9 protein-coding genes, 1 pseudogene and 1 riboswitch are annotated in these 14,074 nt (G+C 42.8%); all 10 genes and pseudogenes read right to left on the minus strand.

The window, feature by feature from the left end; genetic code table 11:
- Window positions 1–108: 108 nt before the first annotated feature.
- Window positions 109–1,209, minus strand: coding sequence for a glycerol dehydrogenase (locus tag NQ489_RS12465; RefSeq protein ID WP_044961632.1), 1,101 nt, complete (start codon window positions 1,207–1,209; stop codon window positions 109–111).
- A gap of 180 nt (window positions 1,210–1,389) precedes the next feature.
- A complete protein-coding gene (locus NQ489_RS12470; protein WP_021651766.1) occupies window positions 1,390–4,596 on the minus strand; it encodes a hybrid sensor histidine kinase/response regulator in 3,207 nt (1,068 codons plus the stop codon).
- Between the two features lie 232 nt (window positions 4,597–4,828).
- A riboswitch (cyclic di-GMP riboswitch) is annotated at window positions 4,829–4,919 on the minus strand.
- A 337-nt stretch (window positions 4,920–5,256) separates the two neighbouring features.
- Window positions 5,257–5,418, minus strand: a complete 162-nt coding sequence (locus NQ489_RS12475) for a hypothetical protein (RefSeq protein WP_227945531.1) — start codon at window positions 5,416–5,418, stop codon at window positions 5,257–5,259.
- 167 nt (window positions 5,419–5,585) lie between these two features.
- The gene (locus tag NQ489_RS12480) at window positions 5,586–6,002 is read right to left on the minus strand and encodes a hypothetical protein (RefSeq protein WP_021651770.1); all 417 of its coding nucleotides are present in this window, start codon (window positions 6,000–6,002) and stop codon (window positions 5,586–5,588) included.
- Between the two features lie 3 nt (window positions 6,003–6,005).
- Window positions 6,006–6,563 carry a ParB N-terminal domain-containing protein gene (locus NQ489_RS12485; protein ID WP_021651771.1) on the minus strand — a complete coding sequence of 186 codons (558 nt, stop codon included), beginning with the start codon at window positions 6,561–6,563 and terminating at the stop codon, window positions 6,006–6,008.
- Window positions 6,553–7,356 (minus strand): annotated as a pseudogene (locus NQ489_RS12490) (ParA family protein). The gene NQ489_RS12485 and the pseudogene NQ489_RS12490 overlap by 11 nt, the downstream one beginning before the upstream one ends.
- Complete coding sequence (locus NQ489_RS12495; RefSeq protein WP_021651774.1) at window positions 7,353–7,673, minus strand: SymE family type I addiction module toxin; 321 nt, start codon at window positions 7,671–7,673, stop codon at window positions 7,353–7,355. Before NQ489_RS12495 ends, NQ489_RS12490 begins: the two are co-directional and overlap by 4 nt.
- A 626-nt stretch (window positions 7,674–8,299) precedes the next feature.
- Entirely contained in the window at window positions 8,300–9,301 is a 1,002-nt protein-coding gene (locus NQ489_RS12500) for a restriction endonuclease (RefSeq protein WP_021651775.1), read from the minus strand.
- A gap of 14 nt (window positions 9,302–9,315) precedes the next feature.
- Window positions 9,316–11,436 (minus strand): protease Lon-related BREX system protein BrxL, encoded by a 2,121-nt coding sequence (gene brxL / locus NQ489_RS12505; protein WP_227945532.1) that lies wholly within the window; start codon window positions 11,434–11,436, stop codon window positions 9,316–9,318.
- Between the two features lie 23 nt (window positions 11,437–11,459).
- Entirely contained in the window at window positions 11,460–14,066 is a 2,607-nt protein-coding gene (gene pglZ, locus NQ489_RS12510; RefSeq protein WP_021651777.1) for a BREX-1 system phosphatase PglZ type A, read from the minus strand.
- Window positions 14,067–14,074 lie beyond the last annotated feature (8 nt).

The raw sequence follows: 14,074 nt of genomic DNA on the forward strand, positions 1-14,074 counted from the left end.
TATATTACAGCCATACATAAAAAAAAGCAACCTGCAGGATAACAATACTTGATAACTCTTGTTTCTGCAGATTGCAATTTTTATATCAGCTATTTACTTTTTATCTGTTTATTCCTCATCCAGGTAATATCTTCCATATGCATCTGCCGCTTTGATTGCTGCAAATACAGTTTCCGGTGTAACTTCAAATGGCATGTTGTGAAGTGTATCATTCTCCGCACATGCAGTTGTGGCAACTTCCATAAGCTGCTCATCCGTTACCTTCCCAGCTCCAAGCTCTGCCAGAGTAACAGGAAGTCCTACTTCTATGCACCATAAGATGATCTCTTCCAGATCTTCCTGGGGAATATTCTCCAGTACCAGCTGTGTGATGGTTCCGAATGCAACTTTTTCTCCATGATACATATGATGGCATTCTTCCAGTACAGTAAATCCGTTATGGATCGCATGTGCACCTGCAAGTCCTGCACTTTCAAAACCAATTCCAGAAAGAAGTGTATTAGCCTCAATCACTTTCTCAACTGCCGGTGTGCATACTCCTGCTTCCAGAGCTATCTTAGCTTTTACGCCCTCATCCATCAAGGTATTAAAACAAAGTTCAGCCAGTGCCATGGCAGCCTCTGTTGTCTTACCTCCTGCACAGGAAGTTGCTCCGCTTCTCTTGCATGCCCTTGCCTCAAAATATGTTGCCAGTGCATCTCCCATACCAGCCACAGTAAGACGAACCGGCGATTTGGTGATGATATCTGTATCCATCAGAACAAGATTCGGATTCGCCGGAAGAAACAGATATTTTTCAAAAACTCCTTCTTCTGTATAAATAACAGACAAAGCACTGCAAGGGGCATCTGTAGATGCGATCGTCGGACAGATAAATACCGGTGTTCCCGCATAGTATGCAACTGCCTTCGCTGTATCAAAGATCTTTCCTCCACCAATACCAATAGTAAGATCACACTGCTCATCTTTTACGATCTTTACCAGACGATCAATCTCACTGTTACAGCATTCTCCGTTAAAATAATCAAAAACCACCTCACAGGTACTCTCAGCAAAGCTCTCTTCGATCGTTTTACCGATTCTTTTATATCCGCCTTTACTGATCAGAACCAACGCTTTTTTTCCGCTCTTTGCAGCATAAGTTCCAAGATTCTTCATTTCTCCCGCACCCTGTAAATATTTGGACGGACTGATTAAAATTTTTGCCATTTTATACTTCCTTTCTTTGTTTTCAGAAGTCAGCCTCCGCATCCGGCTTTTGTATTTATATTATAATTGCTGTATTTTTTTATTGCAAGGAGTATTTGAGGATTTATGCAGCATCACCTGAGTTACTGTTACTGTTCACTCTGTTCCTAGTAATATACTTTGTGATCACATGAAAATCAGTTACAGCCAGCTTTCCAGAACATCATTCAGCTTATTCATATCCAGCGGTTTCGCGATATGTCCATTCATGCCTGTATTTTTGGCCAGCTGTACATCTTCTGCAAAAGCATTGGCAGTCATGGCAACAATAGGCAATTTTCCCTTTTCACCCGGAAGGCTCCTGATTGCTGCAGTTGCCTCATAACCATTCATGACAGGCATTTGGATATCCATAAAAACAAGATCATACAATCCTTCCGGAGAAGCTTCCACTTTTTCAACTGCAATTTTCCCATTTTCTGCCGTTTCCACTTTTGCACCTGTCATCTGTAAAATTTCACCAGCAATTTCTCTGTTCAACTCATTATCCTCAACCAGCAGAATCCTTTTTCCCGTGTAGTCTGATTCTGACAGCTTCTCCAGATAATTTCTTGCTATTTTTTCTTTTCTTCCTGAAGTAAACTGCCGCAGTGTTGCCGTCAGCCGGGAACGGAACAGCGGTTTTGCAATAAAAGCATCTATACCTGCAGCCTTTGCTTCTTCTTCAATTTCGCTGAATTCATAGGATGTCAGTACAATGATGGGGATCTCTTTTCCTATCCGCTTCCGGATCTGTCTGGCTGTTTCTATGCCATCCATATCCGGCATCTTCCAGTCTAAAATAACAGCAAAGTAATCATCTTTCAACTCATGCCGTGCATAACAGCGCTCAACCGCTTCCCTGCCAGAGAGAACCCATTCACCCATAATACCGATTTCCTTTAATGTTGCAACTGTACTTTCACAGCATGTCCTATCATCATCCACAACCAGGACCGGCAGATTCATCAGATCTCTGTCCTGTTCTTTTTCTTTTTCCTGAAGCTCCAGATAAATTGTTACTGTGATTTTAGTTCCCTTGTGCAAGGTACTGTCCACTTTAATAGTGCCATTCATCAGGTTCACAATATTTCTGCTGATTGCCATTCCCAGACCAGTTCCCTGGACTCTGGTTGTCCGGTGGTCATCCGCGCGGCTGAACGGCTCAAACATGATTTTCTGGAATTCCGGTGACATACCGATCCCATTATCCTCAATCGTAAATTCATAGCATCCAAGTTCTGAAAATCCATTTGGCTTTTCCTCTATGGAAAAAATAATATTCCCGCCATCCGGTGTATACTTGATCGCATTACTCATCAGATTCACAAATACCTGCTGAATCCTCAAGCTGTCACCACAGACAGCCTCATGTTCAATATGATTGATGTGTATATCAAAATTATGTTTATGTTCATCAAGCACCGGTTTCGTAAGTGTAATAAGATTATCTACCAGCTCTGACAGATTGAAATCTTCCTGTGCCAGTGTCATTTTTCCACTTTCAATACGTGCCATATCCAATACTTCATTGATCAGCCCCAGCAGATGGCGGCTTGATTCTGTGATCTTGCCGAGGCATTCAATGACTCTGTCCTGGCTCTCAACATTTGCTCCTGCGATTGCTGTCAGACCCACAATCGCATTCATTGGTGTCCGGATATCATGGGACATATTGGAAAGGAATTCTGTTTTCGCACGATTTGCATTTTCTGCGGACCGGTAAGCCTCCTTCAGTGCCTGACGGGATTCAATCTCTGCTTTCTTCTCCTGTGTCACATCCATGGATGCCAGCAATACCTTTTCCAGCTTTCCATTCTTCCATTCCAAGGGAATATAAGAAGCGATTTTATAAGTCTTTTCATCCAGGCTGCAATACTCAAACTTATAAATATCATTTTCACTTTTCAGTTTTTTCCGAATATTATCCGGGGCTATCAGGATATCTATAGCTTCCAATGGTTCCAGTGTCTTATATTTTTCAAGAACCTGCATCTGAAAATCATGATAAAATCCCAGAGGTTTATATATCATCTGTCCATTCAGATTGTAGAATTCATATCTGTCATTTTCCAGATCACAGACAACAAAGCGGTCAACCAGACGCACTATGCTCTGGATCAGCTGCTCCATGGAAGCATTATCCGCTACCATCTGCAGATGCCGTGTGCTCTCTACCTTTGCCTCTGTGATATCACGCAGAAAGATCATGGCATATTCTGAATCCTCTATTTCACCACGTATGACCACATTGCGGACCCATCGTTCTTCTCCATTCAGAGTGATACGGCACTCTAAAGCCAATTCGGTTTCCAGCCCCTTCAGCCTTTCTGCAATATAACCACGGTCGTAAAAAGAGGATACCGCCTTCTTATCTGTCTCCACAACATAGGAATCCACAAAATGCCGGATCAATTCATCCCACGTATGACTCTGTTCAAAGACGGTCATCAGGGACGGTTCAACCTTAAAGGTATCAAAAGTATTCGCTTCCAGATTCACATAATACTCGCACAAATCTGCTTTCGTAAAAGCCCGGTGGAAAGCAGCAGATTTTTGTGCCTGCATGATTTCTTTTTTCTCCCCATCAATGTTAATAAAAATCCCGGCAATCCTGCTGGCAGAACCATCCAGACGGCGTATTACTTCTGCCGATGCCCGAAACCACTGGTATTGATTATCCTTCATTCTCATACGATACTCTACCTGGTATTTTATCTGGTTCGTCTTATCCTTAATTGCCGCCTGAAGCTGCACCATTACTCTTTCTTTATCCTGTGGATGCAGAAGATCTGACCAGGATTCCAGTTTATTCGGAAAGTCCAGGGTGTCATGATAGCCAAGCATTTTTCGAAATTCATGACTCCAGTTTGCATTCACAATCTCACTGTTTTCGTCACAGTCAAAATACCAGAAGCCGGAATAGATAGCCTCATTGAGCAGTGCCAGATTTACATGATCCCAGTTGACCTGTACGGACATAACCCATATCTGTCTGCCCGCCTCATCTGTCGCATCCTCTTTACAAAGCCGTACATTATTCACTGTACCGTCTGCTGCAAGGATCTGTGCTTCCCCTGTTCCGTGAAGCTGCAAAAAACGGTCTCGCTCCAGTACATCTTCCTCGTCATAAAAGAAATTTCTCAATGAGCCTTTTGTCTGTTCCATGAAAGTATCGAATGTATATCCTGTACTATGCAACAGCAGATTATCCACAGACAAAATAGACAGGTTTTGGTCATAAGATCCTGTCATTATACCTACCCCGCCATTATTTTCCAGTGTTTTCTGTACGGCCTGTGACATGGCCTGTGTCTGCCCCGTTACAGTCTCACCTAATGAATATATTTTGTCTTCATAATTTTTCATTTTATAAAAGTCCTCTCTCCGTCTTATGCCTTCTTCATCCTGCTTTTATCTGTATACAGAAAACCTGTCCCTGCTAGTTTTGTTACCCATTTTTGCATACAAAAAGGACATCTGCCAAAATCTGCCAGTGTCCCTACTATATTCTTTAAAATCACACATCTATATAGTATAAAAGGTATCGGAATCTCTCCTGTTCAAACATCTTTTCCATATATTATGATGATATGGAAACAGTGGCAACCGGCTGACATGGTCAAACTTTCTGACTTTAGTCCCTTCTGGCTTTGCGACCCTGCCTTTCAACAGGTTTGCCTTTAAAATAATTTTCATTTTTTCCAAAAATAAAATACCATGTGGTTTTTCTTACGTCAATAATATTTTGGTGGAAAATTTACATATATTTTAACCGAATCAAGTAACTCCCCTGTGGAGGTTGCGAAAAGCAATAAGCTGTGGGTGAGGACCTGCTTGTATCAGGAAGAGTTCAAGCTCAATGTCATCAACTGAATATCTTTATCCGATAATGACTTACTATTTCATTTGACATGAGCGCACAACCTTTATTGAAGTCCCAAAATGAATGATTTGCATATCTATGTATTAAAACTTTGCTATCGCAGAACTTAATTCTACTATGATGACAATTAAAAATTGTATAATTTATTCCTCCTTTCCAACTTTTTTATATATTATAAAATAATCACCATCCTTATCACAAGCCATCTCTTTTGAAATCGTTAAATTATTTTCTCCCACCCATCTGCCATTTATCATGTCTCTTAATACTCCACACAGCCTGCCGCAGTGTATTACTGCGGCCATGCTGATGACACGGATGGGACACCTTATGCTTATGAAATATAATACAGGATCCCATCAATGGATATTCCGGATTATGTATATACCACATATGTCTGGTATTCCGGGACATGATGGTCACATCCCGATCATCCATATAAATAATCTCAAAATACCCCAAATCCAGACATTCAAGATCTTCCCTGCCAAACACCTGCTGCCTCCTTTCCAAAATACCCTTCCAGTGCCTTCTCCAGGATCTCCTGCACTGCTCCGGCATCCGTCTGTGCAAAATACTTCTCATACAATTCCACCGGCAGTTTCGCAGACACACTCTGCGGCTTCTTCCGTTCTTTACCCACCAGCACACTCTCAATTCCTTCTTTTGTAATCTCCTTTCCCATCTTCCGCAGTTCCAATGCCTGCTTCGATTTCAGTTTCTTTCCCTCAGCCTCTGCCACCTGCTGGATCAGCTTCTGCATCTTCACATTCAGATAAGACAAATCCACAGCGGCCACCATTGCCAGCGTCCCCTTATCCACAGCATCCTTAAGCTCCGGAATCAGCCGGTCCAGCCGCATGTATCTGGCAATATTTCTTCCAGTCATTCCTTATTCCTCACCAAGTCCATCACGGTTTTTCTGTGACTTGTGGACATTGTGTCCACAGGTTTCTTCCAGAGCCTCGATTTCCTGCCGGATATCATTCCGTTTCCCCTGGCTGCTTATCTTCTCATAACGTGCCACCAACACTGCTGTCTTTTCTGATGGAAGCAGTTCCGCAAAGGATCTCTGCAACAGGTTTGTCTCGATCAAATATACATAAGCATCCTCATCAAACAGATCCGTCTTCACTATCGCCGGTACCTCTGTCAATCCTGCTATCTTTGCCGCATTGGTTCTGTTATGCCCTGCAAGCATCTCATACCCCCTTGCAGCCTTCCTCACAATCACCGGATTCAGCACACCATACTCCCTAATGCTCTGTACCATGTCTTCCAGGCGATCTCCCTCATACAGCTGGAATAGATGATCATGAAACGGATGGATTTCCTCAACAGGAATAGAAACAATCCCATTCACAGGTGTTGGCGTATTCTTCACCGGATCCTCAGCAAGAAGATCCAGTGCGTCCTGAAATACTTTTCTTTTTGGCGCATTAGCTTTCATCCCCAGTCACCTCCTCTGCCAGATTCCGGTATGCTTTACAAGCCTTATTCTCCGGTGCGTACTCCAGAAGCGGCTCACTATAATAAATTGATTCTCCCACCTTTACTGTGTTTGGTATGATGCTCTTAAAAATCCGGATCTGTCCATCAAAAGTATCCGTCAACTGTTCTGTGATTACCTTACAGAGATTTGTTCTGGCATCACACATAGTCAGTAAGATCCCTGCAATCTGCAGGCGGTCATTCAGTCTGCTTCTGACTTTCTTCACTGTCCGGATAAAATCCTGCAATCCCATCATTGCCAGAAGCTGCGGATTGACAGCAATAATCACCTCATCAGCCGCCGTCAGTGTGTTAATCGTCAATGTTCCGAGCGATGGACAGATGTCTACAATAATATAGTCATACAGTCCTCTCAGTGGCTCCAGAATGCCGGCCAGCATCTTCTCTGAACCCATTTCCATCCGCAGCTTACTGTCCACTGCCGAAAGCATCATGGATGATGGAATAAAGTCCACACCGTTTCTGCTCTGAATAAATTCTGATGGATCCGGCATTTCCTCATCTTCCAGCCGATTCATCATCAGATGTCCAATCGTCACCGGTACAGCCGCAGGATTTTCTACTCCGAAGCAGGTTGTCAGATTTGCCTAGCTGTCAAAATCAACAGCCAGAACCCTTTTTCCCATCTCAGCCAGTGAATAAGCCAGGTTCCAGGAGTTGGCATTCTTGCCAACTCCCCCTTTAAATGATCCGCACATAATAATCCTTGCCATACCCTCTCCCCCTCTCATGCTTTCTTTCCATAACAGCCGGCACTCTGCTCCGCCACATATTTTGCAGTAATTTTTTCTTTTTCATTCTGGTATCTGATTTTCAGTTTCTTAATCTCCTCATCCATAAATGCTGTTTTTGCTTCCTGCTCCTGTGCTTTATTCACATCCGGTGTGATAATCAGCTGACCATTTTCACATTTCACCTGTACATAATCTCCAAGATGAAATCCAAGTTCTTTCAGCCATTTTCCTTTTAATGTAATTGTCGGAACCGTCTCATATTTATAACCGCTCTGTCCACAAACCTTCATATTTCTTACATTTTTCTTGGCCATAGAATTGACTCCTTTCAGATTTGACTAATAGATTTTCAGATAAAAAAAGCCGCTGACACGTTGTCTTCTAACGCATCAACAGCTTCTATCTTGCTTTGATTCAATGTATTATTCGGTTTTATTTAGGCTCTTTACCATCTTTAATACGGTAGTAATCATCCATATCCACGCTGAGTTTTACCGTGGTATCTGGTTTTCGGTTGCTCAAGAGGCACACAGTCTCTACATGGGACGATTCGTCTTGATTGATGTCAGTTTTCGGGAACCGATCCAGACTGATGTGGACTGTAGCAAAATATCTCCGTTTGTCTGCGGAAACATATCAACAAATTCTGTAGCAAAAAGTATTAATACAACTCGCTATCCATATCGCAGCCTGAACCTCGCCTGTTCACGGAAAAAGTTCAACTTTTTTATTCGTTTCTACTATTATAGTGATTCAAACATAAAAGTCAAATTTAACGAAAAACTGCCATCGCCTCCACATTTGTCCGTTCTTCGTACAGAGAACAGGTCAACGGCTATTTTTAGCCCTGACGGATGTACCAATCTCCATGCACTCGACCTTAATTTGAACTATCCGGATTTTCCGGATAGTTCCACAATTATCTCTATCATCAGACTAATTACGCTTGCTCATCCTTAGCTACCGGAATGTACACCATCTTCAAAGGAATCATCTTTTTGTACTTATCACTCAGATCGTGATAGTACTTCAAAATCAAATCTACAAGTTCAGTTCCATTGATTCCACGTATAATAGGTGTGCTGTCCAGATACTTCTGAGCGTTCTTCGTATAATTGGACAGCGTCACGAATAGTCCATAGTCGCCCTCTCGCATCGCACCTTTCAGAGACTGGATGGTTGCTTCCTTAATATCACTATCCTGACTCTTTACCTGTACCAGAATACGAGGTGGCAGCTCATCCTTATATGCTGTAATATCGATACCGCTGTCTCCGCCATGTGCAGAAACCGTGGTACGATAACCCATAGCTCTTAACAAATCAGCTACGAACTCCTCCAAGTCATATCCTTTGAGATTCTTGCTCAGTTCCTTCAGGATGAAGTCTCTCGTTGCCTCTACAATCTCATCGGCTGTAGCACCAACGCTCTCGTCCTCGTCTGGTCCGGAAGTCATGGCATTTTTCTTAAATCCTTTATCTAGTGCCGCAAGATACTCATCTGCATAATTCTTTACTGCGAAAAATGACATTGCTGAACCAACTTCATACAGTGCACCCTGTGAAAATGAGGTTCTTGGCAGATGTTTTAACCATTTTACTTTATGCTGCTGTGCATATTCTGCTGCTTCCGGATGATATTCGTATCCACCTTCAACCACACCGATATTTATCTGACGGTCAATCTTTGATGGAAATACAACGTAATCGCCAATCCCGACCTCATGTGTAAATCGATATAACATACCAGCACCGTTTGCGATGCTGCCCTTTTTGGCATCTGGATATACTTCTGTATATTTTTCCTTGAAGGCATCACGGTCAGCCTGAATCAAACTCAGGTCACCCATGTCCTTCCAGCCAATAGCTATAACATCCTGATGCAGAAATAAATTGTCGTCTTTTGTATGGATACCCCATATTCTTTTTTCTTCGCTATGCATATTTCTGCACCTCCTTACTCTACACCCAGTGCTTTAAAAACTGCGTCCTCCGCACTGCTATAGAAAATCAAATTAAAACTTCCAATCAGATCTGCTGGTACAGTTCCAAGCTCTGCTGCCGATGTAATTGGCAGAAGTACTCTCTTTGCACCACTGTCCAAACATACCTGCAATGAATTTGCCAGCTCATCTACTTTCATCATGGTTCCGCTGATACTAATTTCACCAAGTACAGCAAGGCTGCTGAGTGTTGGTTTACCAAGTGCAATGGAACACATCGCAATCAATGTAGGAAGGGCTAGCTTTCCTGTCATGCCAATGCCCTGCAAATCCTGATAATTAATAATATAGTCTTTCGTTGTAGTACTTATAGAACCACTGATACGGTTTCCATTTGCTTTCAAGAAGTTGAAAGCTGTATTTGTGGCTTCTTTTGCATCACGGTCACTACCAATACCTGTTCTCTCAAACTTCCCATTACCTGGAAGCATCTGACTCTCTAAGCGAAATACACCAAGCATGCCACTCTTGCCCTGAGAAACAGTATAAATCTGTCCCGGATTGCACATTCCTTCTGGGATGAGCTTACCACCACCTTGCTCAGGAACAGAAACATAATGTTCTTCAAAGGTCTCATTATCTATGTAGGAGAAGTTTACATCGTAGAACTCCATGCCTCCCAGCTTCTTCAGCTGCTCCTTAACACGGCGACGCATCTCCAAGGAAATCTGGAGAACTTCTTCTACTTCTTCTTTTGTAAAGCTTCCATCCGGATAGAGAAGCTTCAGATATCCATCTGCCATTCTACGCACAGCAATAGTATCTCTCTGGTTGAGATTCTTGCCGAGACGGAAATAATGGTCGATAGCATCACCGTACTGCTCTTTACGCAGCTCACGAATGAACTCTGCAAGATAGTCGCTAATGAATCCATAATCATTTGTAAAATGCTCCGGACGAAACTTCGGGATTTCCCATCCTGGCAGATAGCAATGCATACGGTCAAGAAATGCAGTATCTGTTCCCATCTCTGGAGGGAACGGGTCAAATAGACTCGAAGTCTTCAGAAGTACATCTACGCTCTGATTGATATTACCAACAAATACCATAGAAGCGGATGCTGCCTTTTCTTCCTTGCCTCGTGCAAAGGAACCAGATGCCATGTAATCTTTCATAATCTGCACGCCATCTTTATCCTTGAAACGAATGCCTGCAACTTCATCAAAAGCTACGCAATCCCATAATCCAACCAAGCCCACAATCTTACGACCCATGTTATAAAACAGGTTTGCTACTGTAGTTTGACCACCGGATACAAGGATACTGTTCGGAGAAATCTCCTTGTAAAGATGCGACTTACCAGTGCTTCGAGGACCCAACTCACAGAGGTTGAAGTTGTTCTCAACCAACGGGATCATACGAGTCAAAAGAAGCCACTTCTCACGATAAGTCAATTCGTCTGGCTCCATACCAATAGAACGCAGCATAACATCCAACCATTCCTCCTTGGTAAAAGCCTGACGTCCCCTCTTCAAATCCTCGATATCGATATGAGGCATCTGAATTGGAGTCAGCTTACGAATGCTGATTGGAGAGATGTCTTTCTGCTTTTTCTGCTTTGACTGAAGTGTATTTCCATCTGCGTCGATGATTCCGAAGTTATTATCGCCTTCGGTCTCATAATCCAGCTGAACGATACACCAGATACCACCGCAAAGAAGTCTGTCGTGCTTTTCTGGGTATTCATCCGTGATGGGAATATTGGCTAATCCCAAATTGGAAAACTCCGCAAAGAAGCAGTCCTTCTTAATATCCAATCGTACCGTTACCATGTCAATGATGGTATGACTACCTCGACTTCTAAGATGAGCCAATACCTTCTGCGCTTCATCCGGTCTTACAAAGTTATCGGCAAGGATACGCTTTACATTCTGCACACCCTGCTCGATAACCTCCTCATCATCTGAACTGCAGTATTGCCCCAGCAGAAACTCAAGGACATAAACTGGCACATTTGCACCTTCCTTGATTTTCTTAGTCAGATCCTTTCGGACAATCTTACCATCAAAGTTTTGACGCAGTTTGTCCTTTATAATTTCACGAGAGCTTGCGCCCACTTTAAGATTGTCACTCATTACTGCTCCTTCCGAGCAAGCCCTTAGCTGAAGAAATTAAACTCATCTACCGCAAATGCGATATCAATCTGGAACTCTTCTTTTTGTGGCATCTGCAGACCTGTTTCATCTGCGATGACTAAGTAGTAGCTTGCTCTATTATCATATTTCAGTGATTTCAGATTGAAGCTGCAGCGGAATGTTCGCTCCTGTCCATTGTCACTGGTCTTATCTGCGATAATCTTTGTTGTATCACTGATCTGTTTTCCATTAGAATCGACAAAGTACAACAAATAGTTTGCTGCGCTGCGATTATCGCCAACCGCATCCTTCTGATAGAAGTTCAACGAGAATATCATATTGCTGATTTTACGGCTTGCAGAAAGAAGTCCTACTTCTACCGGCTTCGTGTCATACTTGGCCTTATTACGCTGATAAGCCTTGGAATCGTTACGAAGATAATGATATTCAATAACAGGAACCACCATTTCCTGAAGGCTAATACCGCCGTGCACGAAATTAAGTCCGCCACCTTTTTTCTTAATACGGACGCTTTCTCTCGGTACAAATGCATCGTAACCATCATCCATAAACTTTACTGGAAGCAAATAATCCGGAGTTGCTCCCTTACGGGTAATCAGATAACGACGGTCAATCTCTACATCCTGCTCACTCGGTGTTGTCTTATCCACCTTGGCATCCTCAGACAGAGGGCTGTAGGTATAGAGGAATCCGTGGTCAGCGGTAATGTAAACACGAGTACCGCTGAACTCATTACGAATGATTCTCACAATATTTTTGATTTCTTCGATTGCATCATCGCATGCAGAAAATACCATGCTATCAGAAGTATGGCTTGCCTCATCCACCTTATCGTGATAGATATAAACGACATCCATACCCTTAACCAATGCACTTCTTTCTGCACGCTTCATCGGTGCAATATCTTTATATTTCAAGGCTACACTATTGCTGTTTGTAGCCTTAAGAACTTTATCGCGATTGCCTGCGTCCGTAGACATTCCATCTGCCAGAATCTGCAGATCACCGTTACTGCGCTCATTGATGGACAATTGCTTGTGTGGAAGCAATGCAGCCATGCCAAACTTTGTGATGGTCGGGAAAATACCTGCACAAGAGCCAAGAGAAACCTTACTCTGCGTCTCACGACGAAGCTGCTCTGCCAGAGATGCTGCCACCTCATAACGGAAAGCATCTGATATGATGACAAATACACGATTATCTTCGTTCTTTACCTTTTGTTTATAGAAATCCACCTGCTGTGGCACTTCCAAAATGCGACCATACTGAGCCAGTTCATCTGCGCATGCATCAGACCAATTATTACCCAGCTCACCAAGGAACCAATGTGTATAAAGGCCTTCCACCTTATCAGTCACCTGCTTGAAAAGATCATCCAGATGGTCGTTACCCACTGTCAGGCTCTTTCCAAACGCTAAATGATAGTGACGATAATAGGTATCCATACGGTAGTAATCTTCTGTGTACTCTTTCCAGATATTTCTTGCCTCCACAGTATGGAATCCTGCAGAGTGTTCCAAAAAGAACGCCTGCATTTTTGCTACCTGAAGAATACCTTCATAGTAGCATTCCACATCATCGTACCACGCCAGCGTTCGACGTTTCTCGACCGTGTTTATGATCATATCTACATTGATTATATGATTGCTGATTTCAGTCATGATCTGAGTCAGAATGCATTCATTCACACAAGGAAATACCTCTGTGCCCACCAAATCATCCAATGGCACCTGCTTAAAGCGCTTTCTAAGAATAAGCTCTTCTTCTACATTTCGCAGAATTTCGACAAGATCCTGTCTATTCTCTCCTACAATCCATTCAGATACGAAGTCATAGCACCAAGCCTGATGTGGTGTGGAAATGAAGCTATCGAGTCCTGCCAGATACTCCATACGAAGTGTTCTGGTCGTTGCTGTAAGCAAGATATGCGTTACTAGCTTGTTAATTGTAGAACTTTCGCCCTCAAAGTATCCGGTAGCCTGCTTTACAAGTGCCCAGAACGGGGCTTCAGCTCCATAGTTTACAAGGCTCTGGAATACCTCGTTGGTTTCCATATCGTTTCCACCACTAATGACAGCTTTTACAATACTGTTAGGCTGTGCATTATTGGTACCACAAATAGCCGCCATAACAGTAAGATGCATCTGCGATGGTGTGCTGATGCCTTTATTCAGTTTTGCGAATGTTGCTCTTCTGGTCTGTGCTCCGAAGAATTTCTTATAGACCTTAACAAGTCTACGAAAATCCGGAGTTGCCGGAAGGTCAATCTCATTCATCCAAATAGACACCAAATCAGCTCTGAACTCTTCACTGTAAAGCTCGATATTCAAAAGCCAGTCATCTTCCTGCGACTCATAAGCAATCGGACTGTAAACCAGATAGTTGCTGGTGGTATCATCCACATTCAACAGCTTCTTGGCTGCAAAGTTGTTGGTACCAGTAAGCACCAGCAGCTTTGCATTATCCACCTGAATATCATCCAGCTTGTCCTCAAACTCTTTATTCTCGTCATACCAGAAGATGATACGACGCTTATAGAATTCCGGCAGCGGTGCAGCAAATCGCTTATTCAAATCTCGGATTATTGTATCTAAATCCATACTGGCCATGCTGCCAC

The organism is Blautia sp. KLE_1732_HM_1032 (assembly GCF_025147905.1).
GTDB lineage: Bacteria > Bacillota > Clostridia > Lachnospirales > Lachnospiraceae > Blautia_A > Blautia_A fusiformis.

Bases quoted from the DNA above. Each gene is read 5' to 3' on its own strand.
- NQ489_RS12495 (WP_021651774.1), bottom strand. From the start codon at position 7,673: ATGGCCAAGAAAAATGTAAGAAATATGAAGGTTTGTGGACAGAGCGGT.
- NQ489_RS12465 (WP_044961632.1), bottom strand. From the start codon at position 1,209: ATGGCAAAAATTTTAATCAGTCCGTCCAAATATTTACAGGGTGCGGGA.
- NQ489_RS12485 (WP_021651771.1), bottom strand. From the start codon at position 6,563: ATGAAAGCTAATGCGCCAAAAAGAAAAGTATTTCAGGACGCACTGGAT.
- NQ489_RS12500 (WP_021651775.1), bottom strand. From the start codon at position 9,301: ATGCATAGCGAAGAAAAAAGAATATGGGGTATCCATACAAAAGACGAC.
- NQ489_RS12480 (WP_021651770.1), bottom strand. From the start codon at position 6,002: ATGACTGGAAGAAATATTGCCAGATACATGCGGCTGGACCGGCTGATT.
- NQ489_RS12475 (WP_227945531.1), bottom strand. From the start codon at position 5,418: ATGGCCGCAGTAATACACTGCGGCAGGCTGTGTGGAGTATTAAGAGAC.
- pglZ (WP_021651777.1), bottom strand. From the start codon at position 14,066: ATGGCCAGTATGGATTTAGATACAATAATCCGAGATTTGAATAAGCGA.
- NQ489_RS12470 (WP_021651766.1), bottom strand. From the start codon at position 4,596: ATGAAAAATTATGAAGACAAAATATATTCATTAGGTGAGACTGTAACG.
- brxL (WP_227945532.1), bottom strand. From the start codon at position 11,436: ATGAGTGACAATCTTAAAGTGGGCGCAAGCTCTCGTGAAATTATAAAG.